We start from the raw sequence: 20,437 nt of genomic DNA, 5'->3' as shown, positions 1-20,437 counted from the left end.
AAAGTTGCTTGGAAACAGGTCGTGACACTGCTTTCCATGTTCCGAAAGCGTATTGTTACGCAATCGGTGGCCACGATTTTGTTTGAATACGCGTTGAGATAGGAGCAGTGAGACGGCTCTGGCGCGTCTGGGCCAGTGCCGTAAGAATCTCTCTGATTTGAAATGCTCGATGTCTGCCAATAGCCGAAACCAATTCGGCGTGTAATGTGGTCCGGTGATGTTCAGACACGGACAGACAACCGCTCGATGAATAGCTGATCGCCAGGCCGGCACGAAAGAACGGCGACGCCGGAGCTGCCGATCTGTACTTCCACGCCCTCGAAATCGGAAATGACGAACTTTGCGCCGCTCTTTATCAGGTCTTCTCCGCCGATGCCAACGCAGTAAGCACCGGCGGTGACCGCTGAGGTGACACCGCTGATAGCGTCCTCAAAGACCATCGTCCTTGAGGCGGGAATGCCTAGGCGCTTAGCTGCAAGTAGATAAGGATCCGGATGGGGTTTCCCACGAGCCACATCATCGCGTTGGACGATCACTGAGAAAGACGACTGCGCCTGGAGTAATTCAAGCACGCGATCTATTTTGTACTGCCATCCGCTGGTGACAAGGCCGATCGTAATCCCGGCAGCATGGAGGCGCGTGATAAGCTGTTTGACACCTGGGATGGGCTCGTAGTCAGCCGTGTTTTCGACATGAATGACGTGCGCCTGTATCTTCTCCTGATCGGAGCGCGGGAGATCGCCAAACAGAGCACGAATGGTATGCGGACCCGGCTGTCCGTGGATTTGGTTGTGTATGTCCTCCTCGGTGATCCGGCGACCACAGAGTTGCGCTGCCTCACTCCACGCACGTTCAATGACGGCTTTAGAATCAACGAGAACGCCGTCCATATCGAACAGAACGGCAGATACGCTGACATTATCTTCACTCATCTTAGCCTCATCTATCAATTGAGCTTCACACGATTCCGCGGACAGCTGCGACCAATACCTGACCGAGCGAGATGCCGTCGTCGTTTGTTGGTACCAGTTGATTGCAATATGGTTTGAAGCCACGCGCCTCAAGATCCTTCAGCGTGTTGACCAATACCAACTCGTTGGAAAAGACACCACCGCTCATCACGATCTGTTTGACCCATAGCGCCCAACAAGCCGGTAACGCGCCCTGATCAAAGATCGTGCTGATGCGTCGCTTGAGGAATTCCCCGAGAAACGGTCACAGCTTGGAGCGCTGTCCTGCTGCGGCCGCGTTGAACACCCGGTTCCGGCCGAGTGCCTTCGCTTCATAGAGTGCGGCGTCGGCACGCATCAGCAGCTCGCGAAAATCCTTCGCATCTGCCGGAAAGGTCGCGATGCCTATACTGACGGTGACCGGCCGGTCGAGACCGGGATGCGAAACGGCTGCCACGGCTGCGAGGATACGTTCGGCCGTCGCTATTGCCCCCGGCGGCGCCTCCGGGCAAAGCAGTGCGAACTCCTCGCCACCATAGCGAAACAGTTCGTCCGCTTCGCGCTTGTTGCCCATGATCATATCGGCCACCGCCCGGATAACACTGTCTCCCTGGGGATGCCCATGCCGATCGTTGATCGCCTTGAAGTGGTCGATGTCGATCATCATCAGGCTGACCGACAGCTCCGATCGTAAGGCCGCCTGCACCATGGCCGGCGCTTTCGTCTCGAACCGCCCCCGATCCTGCGCTCCGGTCAGGGCATCCCTGCCGATCCGCTCGACTAGCTTTTCGTAGCGATGACGATAGGTCAGGCGATCGAACACATCGACGGCGCCGTGCGGGCGAGTACGAACGGCGGTTGTCTCGACGAAGCGCAAATAGAGCGTCAGCATGAGGCTAAAGAAGCCGGCGGCGCCGATCTTGGCGATCCAGCCACCGTAGAACGCCGAGAGCGGGACGCCGGACAGGAGACGAAGACCCGCATAGAAGAACACCTGATCGAAGCTCAGCACGATTGCCAGGCTCATGAAGATCCGGCCCGGAATCGTGTTGGTCACCAGCGTCCCGAGCCGTTCGTAGATGACGACCAACGCGAACAGGTCGACAAAGAGCAGGACCGTGCCCCAGATCATGAGCAAGCCGATCTGGTCTAGGAAGCGAAGGTCCGGATTGTAGTCCGGCAGGCGTGCCGGATCGCTGTAGACACGCAGAACCATCGCCAGCACCACCATAAGAATGTTGCCGATCAGCAGCCCGTAAACGGGCTGGCGCATGCTCTCTGCATCCTCCTTAATGTAGAGCAGCAGAAAGAAGGCGAGCTTGCCCGCGAACATCACTGTCGAGCCCGGCGAGATCAGCCCAAAAGGCAGCTCGATGAAGAAAACTGCCGCGAGGTAGGTCTCAAGGAAATGCATCGCACCGAGAACGCAGTAAAAGACCCCGATCCCAATCGCTGTCCTGAAATAAAAAATGACCGCCATGGCGGCAAAGTAAATAGCTGCCTGAGTCAGAAGGACTAGAAAACCTGTCATATCGTCAATCAAACCCCAACCTCAATCCGTGCTCAGTTTCCTTCCGCTGCTGTTCTGGCCGTGTCGCTTAGGCGACCACGCCTCTATCCGCGAAAGCCCCCATTGCGCAGGAACGCGGCTTCCTCCCGCGTTGTCTCGCGCCCAAGCATCGGGTTGCGGTGCGGAAAGCGTCCGAAACGACGGATGACGCTGCGATGGCCTTCGGCATGGGAGATCCACGGTTCGCCAAGCTTCGCATTCAACATCACCGAGACATCCTGATCGGCAATTTCTTCCGAATGAGCGTAGGGTAGGCACAAGAATAGCCGCAGGTCAGGTTCGATGCGCTCCATATATCCAGCCGCTTGTGCCTGCCGGGCATAGTGCCGGGCAAGCAGATCCGTCGCGTACATATGACCGGTGCCGCGAAAGGCGTTGCGCGGAAACTGATCAGTCAGGATCAAGAGCGCCATTGCGCCATCGGGTGTTTCAGTCCAGCTGTCGTGCCGCCGTGCTGCAACTTCCATATGAAGGTCAAGAAACCGGTCGCGAAAGCGCTTATCGAACCCCTTGTCCTTGGCGAACCATCGGCCTCTCGTTCCCGCGTCCTTCCAGAAGCGGATAACGGCATTGATGCGCTCCGCATCAATAACCGGACTAAATGCGCCAACCAGGCCGTCGGCATGGCCTGTGTTGGTGGCAACTGCAGCGGCTTGAAGCGCGCGAGGTAAAGAGGTCGCCATTGGCCTATTCCTTCCGATCTCGAACGGCTCATGCCGCATGGCGATCAAGTCCTCGCCGGTTGCCAAACGGCGATAACCGCAACGGCAGCAGGAACGGCGAACACCGTGAGCAACTGCTGCCCTGCTGCGATAGTGAGGAGCATGTGCATGGTGCGCCTTTCTGTTTCCCGGTTGCATTTTAATCGGAGCGGCCGCCGATTGCCGACCGCAGGCCCGCCACGATCTTCCGCACCGCGACTACTTGGTGGTGTACCCGCCATTGACGAGGATCGTCTGGCCGGTCATCCACCAGCCGTCCGAGACAAGGAAGCGGATATAGGGGACGATATCCTCGATATCGGTCAGGCCGGTCTTGGAGAACTTCGACAGCGCCGCCGCCGTCTTGTGATAGGCGACCGCGTCCTTGCCTTCCGCCGGATAGAAGAAGGACGTATCCATCGGTCCGGGACCGATCGCCGTCACCGAGATTCCTCGCTCGCCGAACTCCTTCGACGCTGCCCGCGTGAAATGCTCCACCGGTGCCTTGGTGCCAGCATAAGCCGCATAGAAAGGTGTATAGGCACCGAGCAGCGAAGTGACGAGCGTGCAGATCTTGCCGTCGTCGCTGAGATGCTTGCCGGCTTCCTTGATGAAGAAGAATGCGGATTTCGCGTTCACATCCGTCATCTCATCATATTCCGCTTCGCTGATCTCGACGATCGGCTTCTTCAGCACCTTCCCGACGGTATTGATGGCGATGTCGGGCTCGCCGATCGCCGCGATCGAATCCGCGAAGAACCTTTCCATTGCGTTGGCCGTGGTGAGGTTGGCCTGGAAGATGGCGGCTTCCGCCCCACTGGCCCTGACAGCGGCGGCGGTTGACTCCGCTTCCGCCTTCGTGGCGGCGCTGTTGTAGTGGATCGCGATCGCCTTGGCGCCGTGCTCAGCGAGATCGCGCGCGATCAATCCGCCGAGGTTCTTCGCGCCACCGGCGATGATGACGGTCTTTCCCTTGATGCTGTGATCGGTCATGGCGTCAGCTTCCTCGTTCTTGCACGACCACGCTATGCAGCCGCTTTCGAGAATGAAGGATATCGTCTATATCTATGCTATAAAGGCGATCATTCTGACATCACTTGTCGCCAATTTCGAACAATGGAGACTTCCCCCACTTGGATCGCATCGACCTCTTCCGCATCTTTGTCCGCGTCGTTGAATGCTCAAACTTTACCCGCGCGGCGGATACGCTCGGTATGCCGCGCTCGTCGGTATCGGCGGCCGTGCAGGAATTGGAGGGCCGTGTCGGAGCAAGGCTCCTACACCGGACCACGAGAGTGGTCTCGCCGACACATGACGGCTCGGCCTTCTATGAGCGCTGCCTGCGGCTGATCGCGGATGTCGAGGAGGCCGAAAACACTTTCCGTCAATCTGCAACGCCCTCAGGCAGGTTGCGGATAGACGTTCCGGGCCGCATCGGACGCCTGATTATTGCACCTGCATTGCAGGCCTTTCTCGACGCCTACCCGGACATCGACATCGATCTCGGCGTCACCGACCGCACCGTGAATCTCGTTGAGGAAAGCGTCGACTGCGTCCTGCGCATCGGGCCACTGGCTGATTCCGGCATGATCGCGCGTTCGATCGGTGAGCTTCGGCTGATCAATGTGGCAAGCCCGGCCTATCTGGAGCGTTGTGGCCTGCCCCAATCGCCTGACGACCTGCAAAACCACCTGGCGGTCAACTACACCTCACCGTCGAGCGGGCGCGTTGAGGCCTGGGAGTGGGTCGAGAATGGGGTGTTGCGATCGATGCCAATGCTCGGCCGCGTCGCGGTCAACAGCGCTGAAGCCTATATTGCCTGTTGTCTGGCGGGCATCGGCCTGATTCAGATTCCTGCCTATGATGTCAGGCGCCATCTCGAAGCCGGCGAGCTCGTTGAGGTGCTGCCGTCGTACAGCGCGGAGCCTATGCCAATGACACTGCTCTACCCGCATCGTCAGCATCTTTCCCGGCGGGTCCATGTTTTCGCCGACTGGCTGGAGAGCCTTCTGAAGCGCGAAGTGCAATGATCCCTGTATTGGAAAGACACGCCTATGAGGTCCGCGGTATTGAAGCTCTCGGCGCACAGCACAATCGATACGATGAGCCACTGCAAGTCCGTTGGTTATGTCGGCGGCAAACTCAAGTTAAGGCGATGTTGCCTCTCAAATGCTCCTGAAGTAGTCGTTCGGTCGTCTGGATACTATGTAGGCAAATAGATCTCACGCACGCGCGTGTCCCTTGAAAGTTTTCCGGCCGGACCGGACACATGGATCTGCCCATGTTCGAACGCATACACGTAGTCCGCGATTTCAAGCGAGAGGTCGACATTCTGTTCCACCAGAAGGATCGATACACCGGCTTCCGCAAGCTTGATGATGATCTCGAATATCTGGTGAATGATGATAGGTGCAAGGCCTAGCGACGGTTCATCAAGCAACAGCAATACGGGGCTGCCCATCAATGCGCGTGCAATGGCCACCATCTGCTGTTGACCGCCCGAAAGACGCCCTGCCTGGCTTTTCCTGCGTTCGGCGAGTACTGGAAACAGACCATATACCTCGTCGAGAAGCTCGGCCTCCGATTTGCCACGCCCTTCCAAATAGCCTGCCATCAGGTTTTCCTCAATGGTGAGATGTTGGAAGACTGCGCGCCCTTCCGGGCAATGACCAAGACCGCGCATGGCGATCTGGTAGGGCTTCAGCCTGTCAATACGTTCACCCTTGAAGCTTATTTGACCCGTCGTGATGGGGCAGACACCGCTGATGGAACGCATAAGCGTGCTCTTGCCAGCTCCATTGGGGCCTATGAGCGAGACGATCTCGCCAGCATGCAGCTCAAGGCTGATGCCACGCAAGACTTTCACCCGCCCGTATCCGGACTCGATTTGCTCGACCGCGAGCAGCGGCTTCGATCTCGCTGATTGCACCTGGCTGGCCAAGATAAGCCTCCTGTACTTGCTGATTGTTGCGGATCTCGGCCGGCGTTCCATGTGCCAGCACGCTACCACGGTTCATCACGTAGATTTCGTCAGAGATTGACATGATCAATTTCATGTCGTGTTCGATTAGGACGACGGCGATCTCCCCCGTCTTCAAATCAAGAATATGATGCTTAAGCTGTTCTGTTTCGCCATGATTGAGGCCTGCGGCAGGCTCATCAAGTAGGATGGCATGCGGCTTGTTGACCATCGCTCGGGCAAGCTCGACCAGTTTCTGTTGACCGTAAGCCAGTGAACCGGCCAAACGGTTGGCATGGTGGGCAACGCCCAGTTTTTCGAGCAGCTCATGACATAACTCACGGCGGTGTCGCTCCGCACTGCGCCCCGGCAGTGCGTCCGCGATCAAGGCCCCAAGCGTGCGGGGAACAAGGGCTACTTCGAGATTTTGCATCACCGTCATGCCGTCGAACAATCGTATGTTCTGGTAAGTGCGGCCAAGCCCGGCATGCGCGACCTCATGCTTATGCAATCGCTGAAGCTCGATGCCGTCAAGGACAATCCTGCCCGACGTCACCTGATAGGAGCCCGCAGCCATGTTAACGAGCGTAGATTTACCCGCGCCATTCGGTCCGATGATGGCTGTGATCTTGCCCGATTGCATGACCAGCGACGCATCATCGACAGCCTTGTGTGCACCGAATGCTTTGGTGACATGTTCGAAGACAAGCATCAGCGCCTCCCTAGTTTGGCGGCAAGCCACGATGGGCCATATTGACGGCTGATAATACCCATTGGTCGCAGCAGGATCACTGTGACCAGTGCCAGACCGAAGACCAACTGACGGTAGTCCGCGTATTCGCGCATGAGTTCAGGGATAAGAACCAGAATGGCGGCACCCAGCATGGCTCCAAATGGATTGCCCAGTCCACCAACCACCAGAACCAGAACGATGGTGAGCGACTCCCAGAAAGAAAAGCTTTCAGGACTGACGAAGCGCTGCATAGACGCGAATACGACACCGCAGATGCCACCGATCACGGCACTTGTGGCGAAGGCCACGAGCTTCACTTTGGTGGTGTTGATGCCGCAACCACGTGCTGCATCCTGATCTTCACGGACAGCCGAAAGAGCGATGCCGAGTGCGCTTTGTTGCAACTTCCAGACGAAGAGAAAAGTAATGATCAACAGCCCGATCAAGAAGTAGAGAAAGTCGAGTGGAGTCGAGATCGTCCAGCCTAGAAGATTTGGTTCATCGATACGCGCAATACCCTGCGGACCATTGGTGAGCCAGTTCAGGTTATTCATGAGAACGCGAATGATCTCACCGAAGCCAAGCGTGACAATTGCCAGATAATCGCCACGCAACCGGAGCACCGGCAGCCCCAGAAGGAGCCCGGCCATGCCTGCCAGTACAGCCCCGATCACCAGAATGACGGGAAATGGAAGGTGCAGTCCCAACTGGTCAGACGCCAGCAATGCGTAGGTATAGGCCCCGATCGCATAAAAGGCGACATAGCCGAGATCGAGAAGGCCAGCATAGCCAACGACGATGTTCAGTCCCATGGCCAACACGGCGTAGAGCAGGATCGTATCGAGGATGCGTAGCGGATAGGTAGGCAGAAACTGCCCTAAAATGATGAGCAGCAGCGGAAATATTGCAAGCACCAGTGCTGTGCGTCCCATGGAAGTGGCGGATGTTGGCGCGGTGCCCGCGTTTAAGGAAGGAGCTTCAGAAGTCACTTTTGTACACCATCGTTTCTTCGCTGACCTTGGCGCCCAGAAGACCGGACGGACGGAACAGCAGGATGAGAACAAGGACGGAGAATGCGAAAATGTCGCGATACTCCGTGCCGATGACGCCGTTGGTCAGACCAGGCAGGAGGGCTGTGGCGAATGTCTCGATGAAGCCGAGCAGGATGCCGCCGAGCATGGCGCCGGGTATGGAGCCGATGCCACCGAGAATTGCGGCAGTGAAGGCCTTCATGCCTATGACGAAGCCCATGGTGAATGTCGCAACGCCATAATAAGAAGCATAGAGCAAACCTGCCACAGCGCCGAGACCGGGTCCGATGAAGAAGATGGCGGAGATCGGGATATTGGGATTGATGCCAATCAGCGATGCCGTATTGGCGTTTTCCGCAACGGCGCGAATGCGGATACCCATCCGGCTGCGGTTGACGAACAATTCCAACGCCAACATCAGAACGAGAGCAATGGCAAGGATCGTGATCTGCTTCCAGGTGATCATAATGCCACCAATCTCGATCACACCGCGTGGCAGCATCGATGGATAAATGATCGGGCGGCGGCCAGCAAGCAGCATAACCACGTTCTGGATGATGACAGCCATGCCAAGTGCCGACAGCATCGGCGCGAGACGCGATTTATTGCGTAGCGGCCGATAGGCCGCGACCTCAATCGTCATGCCGAGAACGCCGATGATCACGAAGGCCAGAATACCCACGACAACGGCTGCGCCGGGAAAGCCGCCAATGCCGAGCGATCCCGTCAGAAAAACCGCAACGAACGCGCCCGACATAAACATTTCGCTGTGCGCGAAGTTGATGAGGCGCAAGACGCCGTAGACCATCGTATAGCCCAGCGCGATAAGGGCATAGATTGAGCCAACCGTCAGCGCGTTGACGGTTTGCTGAACTAGAAAGGAAGACATCTGCGAACCCTCGATTTTTAAGGAGCACCGGAGAAACACATGATTGAGCCATGCTGGCGTATTCCCTGGCGCTCCGATTTCAGCCTTGAAAGAACGAGCCCTCCCAAGGAGTGGCCCCGACTTACAAGGGTCGCGTTACTTCACGAGCGCGAACTTGCCGGCTTCAACCTTGTAAAGGAAGATGAAGGGGTTGGTGAGTTCGCCATCCGGTTTGAAGGTCACGGTGCCGACCATGGTTTTCAGGTCGGTTTTAGCAATCTCGTTCGAGATGGCTTTGCGTGTAAGCGGTGCCGGCAGCTTCTTCATTGCTTCGAGGATGATGGAGGTTTCCACAAAGCCATATGCAGAGTAAGGCCCTGGCTCTTCACCAAAGGCTTCCTTATATGATTTCGCGAAAGTTTGCAGATCTGGCGAGGAATCGTAGGGAGGGGCCTGGAATGAAACGACGGTGTCTTCCGCGCTTTCGGCGCCAGCGACGTTAACAAAGTCGGGCGCAAAGGCAGAGTCAGCGGCAAAGACCGTGGCCTTGATCCCGAATTCACGAGCTTGCTTCACGAATAGGCCGACGGCAGGCATGACGCCGCCAAAATAGATGACGTCAGGATTCTCCGACTTGATACTCGTCAGAAGCGCGGAAAAATCCACATCCGTCTGCGTGATGCCGGAGAAAGACGTTACCTTGCCACCATCCTTGATAAAGGTATCGCGGAAGACCTCTGCCACGCCCTGTCCGAACGCCTGCTTGTCATGGACAACGGCAGCGGCCTTGGCTTTGAGTGTATTCACCGCGTAATTGGCCGGGGCCGACCCTTGCGAGAGATCGTTTGCAATCGGACGGAACAGATTCTTGTAGCCGGATTTGGTTACTTTCGGGTTCGAAGCATTTGTCACCTGAGGCATATCGCAACGATGATAGACGTCGGATGAGGGAATGGTCACGCCGCTGTTAAAATTGGCAACCACGCCGAGCATAGCGGAATTGTCGCAATGTTTCTGGGCAATCAATGTACCCTGCTTGGGGTCGGCATTGTCGTCATCGCGTTGCAAGACGATTTTTTCGCCGTTGATGCCACCGGTTTTGTTGACCTGGCGGATTGCGAGTTCCATTCCGTTCATCCACGTCACGCCGAAAATGGATTCAGCGTTGGTGAGCGGACCTGCCGCTCCGATGACGATATCCGCATATGCGGCACTCGACAGGCCGACTGCCGCGATGGTTGCGGCAAGAAACTTCTTGTATGCTTTCATGTTGTTACCCTCTTTTGATTTTTTCTGGCCTTCATGGGCCATTGCTTTTTATAATGCTGCGGGTGGGCCGTTTTCCCACCGACACTCCTTTGCATTCAGGCTGTTTTCGTATTCCGGCCTTCCGATCGGTTCTCGATCAGGGATTTCATCAGACTGTTGGCCACGCGCTGAATGTGCATGCGCAGCATCTCCACGGCGCGTTTTGTGTCCCCCAGGCGCGCATAGGCGACGAGCGTACGGTGATCGGCAAGCTCCAGTTCAACGTTCTGGGCGACTGCGATCTGCAGGTTGATGTAGCGGTTGGCATTGTCGTGCACGCTTTTGAGCAGCTTCAGAGCAACGGTCCGACCGCTCGGCGCATAGAGCGTTTCGTGAAACTGCCAATTCAGTTCACCCCAGTTTTCCACATTGCCAGCGGTCATCGTATCATCCGTCAGCCGCTCAGCCTGGCGCAGATCGTCATCCGTCAGGCGCGGTATCGCCATTTCGAAGAGCCAGGTTTCAAGATGGATGCGGATGTCGAAAAGCTCTTGAATTTCGGCAAGCGAAAGAGCGCGAACGATGGTTCCCTTGTGCAATTCGGATTGGACGAAACCTTCCGCCTCCAGCTGGCGAATGGCTTCGCGAATTGGAATACGCGATACGCCCAGTTCGGTTGCCAGAGCCTCCTGCCGTAGTGGGCTGCCCTCGGGAAGTTCACCGGCAATGATGCGTCGGCGAAGCTCCACGACGATCTGATCCGTCAGCGACTGTCGTCCAATCTTGCTTGTCATCGAACTCTCCATTTATAGATTGGATATGATATACAAAACTCTAAGTCAATAATGAAAAAATGGCCAGAGTAGCGGATTTTTATCAAAAATTGCCCGCAATACGGCATTGACGTGGGTAATTTTTGAGCTACGATTGTATATCGTATCCAATATTGATGAACTTAAGTTCGCATCAGGGGAATGAAATGACCAAAAAGGAAACGCGGGCCGTCGCTGGTGAGGGTCTTTGCGGAGAGGTGCTTATCGTTCAGCCGGGCAACGCCGAGAGCTATTGGCAGCCGGTGCCTGCCAACGGTTCCATTGATGTTATTTTCGCGCCGCACACGGTTCCGATGGATCATCCGATTGGCTTTGGAACGCAAACGGTTCCACCCGGTGGTTATGTCCGCGAGCATGCCCATGACCAGAACGAGGAAGTGATCTTTGTCGTTTCGGGCAAAGGCCGGGCAGTGATTGACGGCGAAGGCCATGAGATGAAGCCGGGATCAGCCTTCTTTATTGGCAAGAACCGTCGTCACATGTTCATCAATGAAGGTGACGCCGACATTTTCTGGACCTGGTTGATCGTACCCAATGGTTTGGAGGATTTCTTTCGGCTGATTGGTCGTAACCGGAGTGACGGTGAACCTGCGCCTGAGCCATTCCCACGACCGGAAAACGTTCTGCAGATCGAGCGCGACACTGTTTTCGCGGCACCGCCGTCCGATCCTTACAAGGTTTGACCCAAACAATCCGGCTAGCAGCAGTCTTTAACTGCGCACGGCTCTGCTGGCGTTTTACCAATGCATCCGACGGGCCATGGAAATGCGGACCGTTGAGCATGCCTGATTTTCAGAGGAAAAAATGCGTCTTAAAAACAAGGTTGCGATCATCACAGGTGCGGGTGCCGGTATCGGCAAGGCCGCCGCCGAGATATTCGTTCGCGAGGGGGCCAAGGTTCTGGTGGCGGATCGCGACGGTGTAAAAGCCGCTGAGGTCGCGGCCGCCTTGGGCGATGCGGCCCTTTCTTTCATGGTTGACGTTTCCCGAGCCGATGAAGTCAAGACAATGATTGACACCGCAGTTGAACGTTTCGGTCGTCTGGATATTCTGGCCAATAATGCAGGCTACGGTATTCCGGGCACGGTCGTCAGCACCGATGAAGATGATTGGGATGCCTTGATGGCGGTCAATCTCAAGGGTGTCTATCTGTGCTGCAAGTATGCTATCCCGGTCATGGCCGCGCAGGGCGGTGGCACTATCGTTAACACCGCTTCCAATGTTGCGACTGTTGGCATTTTCGACCGCGCGGCTTATGTGGCGTCGAAAGGCGGCGTTGCCGCTTTGACAAAGGCCATGGCGCTTGACCACGCCAAGGAGAAAATCCGTGTCAATTGCGTGGCGCCGGGCGTCACGTGGTCAAGCTATTTCGAAAAAATGGTAGAAACAACGCCTGACCCGGACGCTTTCAAATCTGCCCTCAAGGCCCGTTCGCCAATCAACCGTTGGGCTGAGCCGCACGAAATCGCCAATTGCATCCTTTGGCTCGCTTCGGATGAGGCGTCCTTCGCCACAGGTGCGATGTTCACCGTCGATGGCGGCATGTCAGCCTGGTGACCAGATCATGACGGCGACAACCGACATCACACCTCACATCGCGGTTTTGGGTTTCGGCGCAATTGGGAGAGATTTGTGCCGCAAGCTTCAGGCCCATGGTTGGCAGGTCAGTGTGCTTTTGCGCGAAGGTGCAGCAATACCGGATCAGCGCCCCCAGGGAGTCCGGTTTGTCGATACAATCGATGCGTTACTGACATCAAAGCCTTCCGTTGTCGTCGAAGTTGCCGGACAAGGTGCCTTGCTGGCGCTTTGTCTGGACTTTCTCAACAGCGGGCTTGATGTCATTGCCGCATCTGTTGGCGCGGTCGGTGTCGATGGCTTCATGCAAAGGGTCGACGCAATCACGCAGAGTGGAGGTGGGCGGCTTATCCTTCCGACGGGAGCAGTCGGTGGTATTGACTATCTCAATGTCGTGGCGACGGCAGATGATCTTTCAGTAATATATATCTCGCGCAAACCTGCAGAGGCGTGGAAAGCCGAACTTGAAACACTGGGGCATAATCCCACCGCGCTTAAGAAAGAAGTCACGCTTTTCGAAGGCGATGCAATTACCGCCGCGCGTCTTTATCCCCGTAACCTCAATGCTGGTCTGACCGTTGCGCTGGCGGCTGGCATAAAGCGCACGACTGTTCGGGTTATCGCGGACCCACAGGTCAGCCTTAATACCCATGAGATACTGGTGCACAGTGCTTTTGGAACTGCATCCATGCGCTTCGCCAACAAGCCTTCGCCAGACAATCCCAAGACATCGGCCATTACAGCTGCAAGCGTGATGGTCGAAGTGAAACGTTATCTTGCCGGGCAATTGCATCCGGCGCATTGAATGGATGGAGTGCTGAATGAGCAATGTACTCATTGCCGGTGCCGGAATTGTGGGACTGAGTACCGCGCGAGCGCTTTTGGCGGATGGTCATAGTGTAACTGTCGTGGACCGCGATCCGGCAGGCGACAAGGCATCCTTCGGCAATGCCGGAGGGCTCGGTGTTACTGAAATCGTTCCTGCCAGCGTCCCCGGTCTTATCTGGAAAGTGCCAGGCTGGCTTTTTGATCCGCTCGGCCCGTTGTCATTGCGCCCCGCTCATTTTCCAAAGCTTGTACCCTGGCTCGTCCGCTTCCTGCGTAGCGGTTCGCAATCCGAGATGCTGCGTATCACCAAAGCGCTCGCCGCTCTAACCGCTCCTGTCTATGACGACTATCTGCCGCTGCTTGACGAGTTGAAACTGACATGTGAGCTTCATCAGGTTGGAGCGCTATGGGTTTACGAAACTGAAGCAGCGTTCAAGGCGGATGCAGCGGATCGTAACCTGCGCCGCAGCCATGGCGTGATCTTCAACGAAATGGATGGCAGCGAAGCCCGTAAGCTCGAACCGGCATTGAGCAAGGCGGTCGTGCGCGCGGCCATGACGCCGCAATGGTCGCATTTTTCCGATCCCAAGCGGGTCGTCGACCGTCTGCGGGAACTGGTTATCGACAAAGGCGCCAAGATCGTGACCGGCGAGGCTGTCGCCATCGAGGGCACGGCCTTGCGCCTGAATGCTGGCCAAGCGCTGCCGTTTGACCAACTCGTCATTGCAACCGGTGCCTGGTCGACACGTCTGACGAGCACATTCGGCGACCATGTTCTTATGGAAAGCGAGCGTGGGTATAATATTACACTGCCGCATTCGGGCATCAAACTCACGCGTGAAGTGATTTTCGCCGAGCGCAAGTTCGTTGCTACACCAATGGATATGGGTGTGAGGATTGGCGGTGCGGCTGAATTCGCCGGACTGGATGCGTCCGCCAATTTCAAGCGCAGCGACACGCTGGCAAAACTTGCCCGCATCTATCTGCCGGATCTGAAGCTGGACAATGGCACCAAGTGGATGGGGCATCGCCCTACAACACCGGACAGCCTTCCAGTCATCGGACGCTCCACCCGCCGTGCCGATATAATCCACGCTTATGGACACGGTCATGGCGGTCTGACGCTTGGTCCGACAACCGGCAGGCTTGTGGCCGACCTTGTTGCCGGGCGCACCCCGCCCATTGATCTTTCACCCTTCGCAGTCAGCAGATTTTCCTGAACGGAGCCTTGTCATGAACCCACATACTTTTCTTTGCGTCGACGCCCACACCTGCGGCAATCCCGTGCGTGTTGTTTCCGGCGGTGCACCGATGCTGCCCAATGTCAGCATGGCCGACAAGCGTCAGATTTTCCTCAAAGATCACGACTGGGTGCGCCAGGCGCTGATGTTCGAGCCGCGCGGGCATGATGTCATGTCCGGCTCCATCCTCTACCCTTCATCACGTGATGATTGCGATCTAGGTGTTCTCTTCATCGAGGTTTCGGGCTGTTTGCCCATGTGCGGCCACGGCACCATCGGCACGGTTACCGTGGCGCTCGAGCAGGGCTTTGTCGTTCCAAAGAGCGAAGGCAAACTGGCGCTCGAAGTGCCGGCGGGCCGCGTTGAGGTCGAGTACAAGCGCAACGGACGCTTCGTGGATGAGGTCCGCATCTACAATGTGCCTGCCTATCTCCATGCCACCAATGCAAGAATCAATGTTCCCGGTATGGGGGAACTGGTGGTCGACGTGTCCTATGGCGGTAATTTCTATGCCATCATCGAGCCGCAGAAAAACTGGTCGGGTCTCGATGCCATGACGGCTGACGATATTTTGAAAATCAGCCCGCTGGTTCGAAAGCTGGTTCAGGAGGCTGTTGCGCCGGTTCATCCCGAAGATGACCGCATTGCGGGCGTCAGCCACGTCATGTGGGCCGACAAGGCAAAGCATCCCGAAGCCGATGCGCGCAATGCAGTCTTCTATGGCGAGCGCGGTATCGACCGTTCGCCATGCGGCACCGGCACTTCTGCGCGTATGGCCCAACGTGTCGCCAAGGGTCTTCTCAAGGTTGGCGATACCTTTGTTCACGAATCGATCATCGGCACCCTGTTCCATGGCCGCGTGGAAAGCACTGCAGACATTGCAGGACGCCCTGCCATCCGCCCGAGCATCGGCGGCTGGGCACGCGTGACCGGCTACAACACCATCCTTGTCGATGAACGCGATCCGCTCGCACTCGGCTTTCAGGTCAAATGAGGTGGCGCGATGATTCTTGAAGAACGCGACTATCACATCGTGTCAGGCCGCATGGGCGAGTTTATCGCCACCTATGAAAGGCTGGGGCTTGCCATCCAGAAAGAAATGCTGGGCGGGTTCGTCGGGCATTTTGTTACCGACATTGGCGAACTCAATCATGTCGTCTCGCTCTGGCGCTACGAGGATATCGCCGAGCGGGAGGCAAAGCGTGCCCGTATGCTGGTTCACCCCGGATGGCAGTCTTATCTCGACGCCATCAAAGGCATGATCACGCAGCAGAATATACGCATCCTGAAACCCACTGCTTTGTCACCGATGGTATAGTTATGAAAACCGTTCTGCCTGCCCTTGCCGATCTTGTCCCCGAACGCATGCAGCCGGGAGCCGATCTGCTCGCGCAAGGCCGGCGACTTGCGCGAGATTGGCGAGTCGGACGAAACGCCTTTCTTGATGCGAACGGCGTTTCGAGCGAAGCTGAATACAAGCGCCGCGAAGCCGCCGAAGGTCGCATGATGCAGCATGCGCATATCGGCTTTCGCAGCGTCGAGCGTACTGTGGAAGCAATTGCCGAGGTGCATGGCACTTGCGCGCGGCGCGGCGTTACCGTGGATCGTTTCGGGATCACGCTCGACTGGTCAATGGGCTATCCTCCAGCTCTGCGCAACGAACGCCCCAAGGGGACGGGCATTGTTCTGAACGGGCCTGAAGATTTCGCGCGCATCACCAATGCTGCTCCGGCCGCTGCCCATTTCGGCGATTTCATGCTGGGTTTGCCCGGCGCAATAGAGAACACCAAGGGCGCCCTGGCAGCCGGGGCCACTTCAATTGCCAATCTCGGGCAATATTTCACGTTTCGCCTGCCTTACTGGGACGACGATGTCGCAACGACAGAAGCGGCGGTAACCGCGCTTGGCCTCATCGCCGCGCAAAATGAGGAAGTTCTTGTTCACTCCAATCTCGATGATGGCTTTGCAGGTCTGTTCGCCGATATGAGTTCGGCGCTCGGCATGGTGTTGATCGAGCGACATATTGTTGAGAACCTGATTGGCGGACGCATGTCGCATTGCTTTGGTCACCACTATACAGCGCCGCTCATCCGCATGGCCTTTCACAAGGCTTTGTCCGAACTCAGCGTCGCACCCGGCACGATGCTCTTTGGCAACACGGTGAGCTACAAATCCACGCCTGCGGGTAATTTCGCCAGTCTGGCGAGCTATCTGCAGGCCGACATCTGGGCTTTGACACGCCGCCATACCGGCCATGCAATCAATCCGGTTCCCGTCACGGAAAACCAGCGCATTCCCGATATTGACGAAATCATTGACGCGCAGACATTCGCCGCCCGCATGGCGGAACACGCCATGGCAACGGCAGATCTGATCGACCTGGAAAAAGTGGATACTGCCGCGAACTCGCTTGTTGAGGCTGGAAAGCGCTTCAGCGACAATGTTCTGACCGGTCTCAGCAATACGGGCATCAATATCAATGACGCGGCCGCTTTGATGCTCGCGCTACGCCGCATCGGCCCAAAGCGGCTTGAAAATCTTTACGGTGCCGGCAGTGAAGACACCAATGCATGGGGTGGACGCCGTTCCGTCATGCTGGCCGAATGGGTTGAAGAGCTCGAAGAAAGTGCGCAAGAATGGGTGGAACGCATTGCGCCTGCCGCACGCAAAGAAATTGCAGCAAGCGGGCTTAAAGCCTGTGTGGCGTCGTCCGACGTGCATGAGCATGGCAAGAACCTGATCGAGCGCATTCTGGCCATAAGTGCTGTCGGTGTGATAGATGGGGGCACATCCGTAGACCCTGAAACCGTCGTTGCCGTGGCCCTGGCGCAGAAGGCCGATTTCATCGCCGTCAGCACCTATAACGGCATCGCGCTGCGCTACGCGCGGGATGTTTTGACCGCTCTTGAGACGGCAGGCGTGAGAATGCCGGTGCTGATCGGCGGCAGGCTGAACCAGATTCCGGAAGATTCCAATTCGGGCCTGCCAGTCGATGTCAAAGCGGACATCGAGGCGTTGGGCGCATTGCCCTGCGAAACGCCTGAAGCGATGACCGGTTTCATTGAAAAATTCATAGAGAAATCCAGAGAGGAAATAGCATAATGACACGTTGGACAGGCGTTTTTCCGGCCGTTACAACCAAGCTGAAGCAGGATGGCGGTCTTGACCTTGACGCCACTGGCGCATCGATCGAACGGCTGATAACAAATGGGGTTTCCGGCATTATCGTTTTGCCCATGCTGGGCGAAAACGCTTCGTTGAAGGCCGAGGAACGCGATCAGGTTATCCTTGCCGCCAAGGAAGCAGTGGCAGGTCGCGTGCCGCTCCTGTCTGGTCTTGCCCAGATTTCGACTGCCGATGCAGGTATGGCAGCGCGCCATTATGAAAAGCTCGGGGCTCAAGGCCTGATGGCTTTTCCGTCGCTTGCCTACAAGTCTGATCCGCGCGAAACGGTTACCTGGTATAAGTCGCTTGCCGCCAGCAGCAGCCTGCCGATCATGATCTACAACAACCCGATTGCCTATGGTGTCGACGTCACACCATCGATTCTGAAAGAGCTGGAAGACACGCCGTCCATCGTATGCATCAAGGAAGAATGCGGCGACGTCCGGCGTATCACCGACCTTTATAACGCTTGCGGTGACCGCTTCTCCGTCTTCTGTGGCGTAGACGATCTGATCGTCGAAAGTCTGGCGCTTGGCGTAACGGGCTGGGTTTCCGGCATGACCAATGCATGGCCCGCAGAATGCGTGAAACTGTTCAGTCTCGCGTCCTCAGGCGACTTCTCGGCTGCCCGCAAACTCTACCGGATTCTGACGCCGTCTTTCCATCTCGATACCCATGTAAAGCTGGTGCAATACATCAAGCTTGCTGAACAGCTCGTCTATGGCGCCCCCGAATGGGTTCGGGAGCCGCGCCTGCCGCTCGTCGGCGATGAACGCAATCACGTCGAAAGCGTCGTCAACGACACCATTGCCGCCCTCGCAGCCATGAAGGACTAAACAATGCGCTTTTCAAGAATGATCAACATCGTCGGCGTGCACGCGGCGGGCGAGTTGAACGAGGTCATTACCGGTGGCGTTCTCGATGTACAAGGTGCGTCAATGTTCGAGAAAATGCAATATCTTGAACGGAAGGGTGATGACCTTCGCAATTTTCTGCTCAATGAACCGCGCGGACGCGTAACACAATGCGTCAATCTGGTGCTGCCAGCCACTAGACCGGAGGCTGACGCTGGGTTCGTCATCATGGAATCGGATTTCTATGTGCCGATGTCCGGCACCAATACGATCTGTACCACGACGGCTCTTCTTGAAACCGGCATGATCCCCATGCAGGAACCGGAAACAAAGCTGGTGCTCGAAGCACCGGCTGGTCTGGTCCCTGTAACCGCGCATTGCAAGAACGGGAAATGCATCAGTGTGACTTTTGAAAATGTGCCGTCCTTCGTTTTTGCATTTGACGCGAAAGTGGATGTGCCCGGCCTTGGCGAGATTACCGTCGATGTCGCCTATGGAGGCATGATCTATGTGCTGGTCGATGCAACGGCCATAGGCTTCAATGTCGACAAGACCGAAGCGGCAAAGCTGGTGGAAGTCGGCGAACGGATCAAGAAGGCAGCTGCCGAACAGATCCCTGCAGTGCACCCGGAAAATTCAGAGATCCATACGATCAACCAGACGCTTTTTGCGGGACCTCTGGAGATACGCGGCGGGGTAAAGCGTTCACGCAATGCCGTGATCGTGTCGCCCGGACGCATTGACCGGTCTCCGTGCGGCACCGGCACCAGCGCGCGTTTGGCCGTCATGCACGCGCGTGGACAGATCGCCACCGGCGAAACGTTCATACATGAATCAATTATAGGCACGGAATTCATCGGCCGCGTGCTTGAAACCACGACCTGTGGCGGCAAGGCCGCAATCCGTCCGGCAATCACCGGTCAGGCATGGATCACGGCATTCCATCAATATGTTCTTGATCCAACCGATCCGTTCCCGACCGGCTTCCGTCTGGGCGATACGTGGCCGGGCAACTGAGGGGACGACCATGAGCATAGTCGAAGCCGATGATGGCTGCCGTCTTTTCTACGATGTAAAGGGCAGAGGCACGCCGTTGGTGCTGATTCCCGGCCTTGGCGGAGATGGTCGCTTCTGGGCTGGGGTCGAACAACATCTCAAGGAGCTTTTTCGCCTAATTACGGTTGATCATCGTGGGGCCGGACGCAGCGATCGCCCGGAAGGCGCTTACTCCATTGACCGCATCGCAAAAGACGTTGTCTGCATTCTCGACGCTGAAGAGGTCGATGCTGCCCATATGGTGGGACACTCCACGGGCGGCACGGTGGTGCAAGCGCTTGCGCTGGACGCCCCCAAAAGGGCCAAAAGCCTGACGATCAGCGGTAGTTGGGCCAGGCCTGACGCCCGGTTTAGGGCGCTCTTCTCCGCACGGTTCGAACTCATGAAAAAAGGCGAAGTGGAAGCCTACCAAAACCTTACCCATGTGCTTGGCTATCCGCCGCAATGGATCGCGGCAAACGAGAACGCACTTGCTGCGGCAGTGGCCAGCGCCGCGGCAAGCCTTGCTCCATTCGCAGTCACGGCGTCACGTATTCGCATGCTGCTCGATTTCGACAGGTCCGCAGAGCTGGAAACAATAACGCAACCAGTGTTGCTCATCGGTGCGCGGGACGACACCATGATCCCATTTGACAGAACCGAAGAACTGGCGTGCCTTATCCCGCATGCGACGGTCAGCGAAATCACCGGAGGGCATTTCTATCCACGCGTCGATCCGCAGGCTTTCGCGCACCGTGTTGCAGAATTTGTTGCCAATAAAAGCTGAGGGCAGCATAAACTCAACCGATTGCCGAAGATTGTGTTTCGGCGTGGAATGTTGCCCCC

Annotated in this window: 22 protein-coding genes; 11 read left to right on the top strand and 11 right to left on the bottom strand. The window is 56.8% G+C overall.

What is annotated here, in order from left to right:
* Nucleotides 1-221: 221 nt before the first annotated feature.
* The 5 genes from ACZ5FP_RS25455 to ACZ5FP_RS25435 all read right to left on the bottom strand — a co-directional run bounded on the left by ACZ5FP_RS25455 (nucleotide 222) and on the right by ACZ5FP_RS25435 (nucleotide 4,214).
* A complete protein-coding gene (locus tag ACZ5FP_RS25455; protein ID WP_464665280.1) occupies nucleotides 222-932 on the bottom strand; it encodes an HAD family hydrolase in 711 nt (236 codons plus the stop codon).
* 25 nt (nucleotides 933-957) lie between these two features.
* Complete coding sequence (locus tag ACZ5FP_RS25450) at nucleotides 958-1,119, bottom strand: Kae1-like domain-containing protein (RefSeq protein ID WP_464665279.1); 162 nt, start codon at nucleotides 1,117-1,119, stop codon at nucleotides 958-960.
* Between the two features lie 96 nt (nucleotides 1,120-1,215).
* Complete coding sequence (locus tag ACZ5FP_RS25445; protein WP_464665278.1) at nucleotides 1,216-2,493, bottom strand: GGDEF domain-containing protein; 1,278 nt, start codon at nucleotides 2,491-2,493, stop codon at nucleotides 1,216-1,218.
* A 71-nt stretch (nucleotides 2,494-2,564) separates the two neighbouring features.
* A complete protein-coding gene (locus ACZ5FP_RS25440) occupies nucleotides 2,565-3,242 on the bottom strand; it encodes a DUF924 family protein (protein WP_464665400.1) in 678 nt (225 codons plus the stop codon).
* 198 nt (nucleotides 3,243-3,440) lie between these two features.
* Nucleotides 3,441-4,214: an SDR family oxidoreductase gene (locus tag ACZ5FP_RS25435; protein ID WP_464665277.1), complete on the bottom strand. Its 774-nt coding sequence runs from the start codon at nucleotides 4,212-4,214 to the stop codon at nucleotides 3,441-3,443.
* A gap of 140 nt (nucleotides 4,215-4,354) precedes the next feature.
* On the opposite strand from ACZ5FP_RS25435, the gene ACZ5FP_RS25430 reads away from it, so the two are divergent.
* Complete coding sequence (locus ACZ5FP_RS25430; protein ID WP_464665276.1) at nucleotides 4,355-5,251, top strand: LysR family transcriptional regulator; 897 nt, start codon at nucleotides 4,355-4,357, stop codon at nucleotides 5,249-5,251.
* Nucleotides 5,252-5,424: 173 nt separating this feature from the next.
* Here ACZ5FP_RS25430 and ACZ5FP_RS25425 read toward each other — a convergent pair whose 3' ends face one another.
* The 6 genes from ACZ5FP_RS25425 to ACZ5FP_RS25400 all read right to left on the bottom strand — a co-directional run bounded on the left by ACZ5FP_RS25425 (nucleotide 5,425) and on the right by ACZ5FP_RS25400 (nucleotide 10,854).
* Nucleotides 5,425-6,126, bottom strand: a complete 702-nt coding sequence (locus ACZ5FP_RS25425) for an ABC transporter ATP-binding protein (protein ID WP_464665399.1) — start codon at nucleotides 6,124-6,126, stop codon at nucleotides 5,425-5,427.
* A complete protein-coding gene (locus ACZ5FP_RS25420) occupies nucleotides 6,059-6,892 on the bottom strand; it encodes an ABC transporter ATP-binding protein (protein WP_464665275.1) in 834 nt (277 codons plus the stop codon). The genes ACZ5FP_RS25425 and ACZ5FP_RS25420 overlap by 68 nt, the downstream gene beginning before the upstream one ends.
* Complete coding sequence (locus ACZ5FP_RS25415; protein ID WP_464665398.1) at nucleotides 6,892-7,845, bottom strand: branched-chain amino acid ABC transporter permease; 954 nt, start codon at nucleotides 7,843-7,845, stop codon at nucleotides 6,892-6,894. The genes ACZ5FP_RS25420 and ACZ5FP_RS25415 overlap by 1 nt, the downstream gene beginning before the upstream one ends.
* A 46-nt stretch (nucleotides 7,846-7,891) precedes the next feature.
* Entirely contained in the window at nucleotides 7,892-8,833 is a 942-nt protein-coding gene (locus tag ACZ5FP_RS25410) for a branched-chain amino acid ABC transporter permease (RefSeq protein WP_464665274.1), read from the bottom strand.
* A 135-nt stretch (nucleotides 8,834-8,968) separates the two neighbouring features.
* On the bottom strand, nucleotides 8,969-10,123 hold the full coding sequence (locus tag ACZ5FP_RS25405) for a branched-chain amino acid ABC transporter substrate-binding protein (protein ID WP_464665273.1): 1,155 nt from the start codon (nucleotides 10,121-10,123) through the stop codon (nucleotides 8,969-8,971).
* Between the two features lie 53 nt (nucleotides 10,124-10,176).
* Entirely contained in the window at nucleotides 10,177-10,854 is a 678-nt protein-coding gene (locus tag ACZ5FP_RS25400) for a GntR family transcriptional regulator (protein ID WP_464665272.1), read from the bottom strand.
* A gap of 185 nt (nucleotides 10,855-11,039) precedes the next feature.
* Here ACZ5FP_RS25400 and ACZ5FP_RS25395 point away from each other — a divergent pair, with 185 nt between their 5' ends.
* The 10 genes from ACZ5FP_RS25395 (at nucleotide 11,040) to ACZ5FP_RS25350 (ending at nucleotide 20,378) form a co-directional block, all read left to right on the top strand.
* Nucleotides 11,040-11,576, top strand: a complete 537-nt coding sequence (locus ACZ5FP_RS25395; protein WP_464665271.1) for a cupin domain-containing protein — start codon at nucleotides 11,040-11,042, stop codon at nucleotides 11,574-11,576.
* Nucleotides 11,577-11,697: 121 nt separating this feature from the next.
* Nucleotides 11,698-12,450: an SDR family oxidoreductase gene (locus ACZ5FP_RS25390; protein ID WP_464665270.1), complete on the top strand. Its 753-nt coding sequence runs from the start codon at nucleotides 11,698-11,700 to the stop codon at nucleotides 12,448-12,450.
* A 7-nt stretch (nucleotides 12,451-12,457) separates the two neighbouring features.
* On the top strand, nucleotides 12,458-13,273 hold the full coding sequence (locus tag ACZ5FP_RS25385; RefSeq protein ID WP_464665269.1) for an aspartate dehydrogenase domain-containing protein: 816 nt from the start codon (nucleotides 12,458-12,460) through the stop codon (nucleotides 13,271-13,273).
* Between the two features lie 16 nt (nucleotides 13,274-13,289).
* Complete coding sequence (locus tag ACZ5FP_RS25380) at nucleotides 13,290-14,516, top strand: NAD(P)/FAD-dependent oxidoreductase (RefSeq protein ID WP_464665268.1); 1,227 nt, start codon at nucleotides 13,290-13,292, stop codon at nucleotides 14,514-14,516.
* A 13-nt stretch (nucleotides 14,517-14,529) separates the two neighbouring features.
* Nucleotides 14,530-15,531, top strand: a complete 1,002-nt coding sequence (locus ACZ5FP_RS25375; protein ID WP_464665267.1) for a 4-hydroxyproline epimerase — start codon at nucleotides 14,530-14,532, stop codon at nucleotides 15,529-15,531.
* 9 nt (nucleotides 15,532-15,540) lie between these two features.
* Nucleotides 15,541-15,855 (top strand): NIPSNAP family protein, encoded by a 315-nt coding sequence (locus tag ACZ5FP_RS25370; RefSeq protein WP_464665266.1) that lies wholly within the window; start codon nucleotides 15,541-15,543, stop codon nucleotides 15,853-15,855.
* Nucleotides 15,856-15,857: 2 nt separating this feature from the next.
* Nucleotides 15,858-17,639 (top strand): cobalamin-dependent protein, encoded by a 1,782-nt coding sequence (locus ACZ5FP_RS25365; protein WP_464665265.1) that lies wholly within the window; start codon nucleotides 15,858-15,860, stop codon nucleotides 17,637-17,639.
* Nucleotides 17,639-18,538: a dihydrodipicolinate synthase family protein gene (locus ACZ5FP_RS25360; protein WP_464665264.1), complete on the top strand. Its 900-nt coding sequence runs from the start codon at nucleotides 17,639-17,641 to the stop codon at nucleotides 18,536-18,538. The genes ACZ5FP_RS25365 and ACZ5FP_RS25360 overlap by 1 nt, the downstream gene beginning before the upstream one ends.
* Before the next feature lie 3 nt (nucleotides 18,539-18,541).
* Nucleotides 18,542-19,573, top strand: a complete 1,032-nt coding sequence (locus ACZ5FP_RS25355; RefSeq protein ID WP_464665263.1) for a proline racemase family protein — start codon at nucleotides 18,542-18,544, stop codon at nucleotides 19,571-19,573.
* A 10-nt stretch (nucleotides 19,574-19,583) separates the two neighbouring features.
* Nucleotides 19,584-20,378 carry an alpha/beta fold hydrolase gene (locus ACZ5FP_RS25350; RefSeq protein WP_464665262.1) on the top strand — a complete coding sequence of 265 codons (795 nt, stop codon included), beginning with the start codon at nucleotides 19,584-19,586 and terminating at the stop codon, nucleotides 20,376-20,378.
* The last annotated feature ends 59 nt before the right edge of the window (nucleotides 20,379-20,437 follow it).

The organism is Phyllobacterium sp. T2-21 (assembly GCF_055378485.1).
The sequence above is the reverse complement of the archived record's forward strand: the minus strand, read 5'-3'. Positions and strand labels throughout refer to the sequence as shown.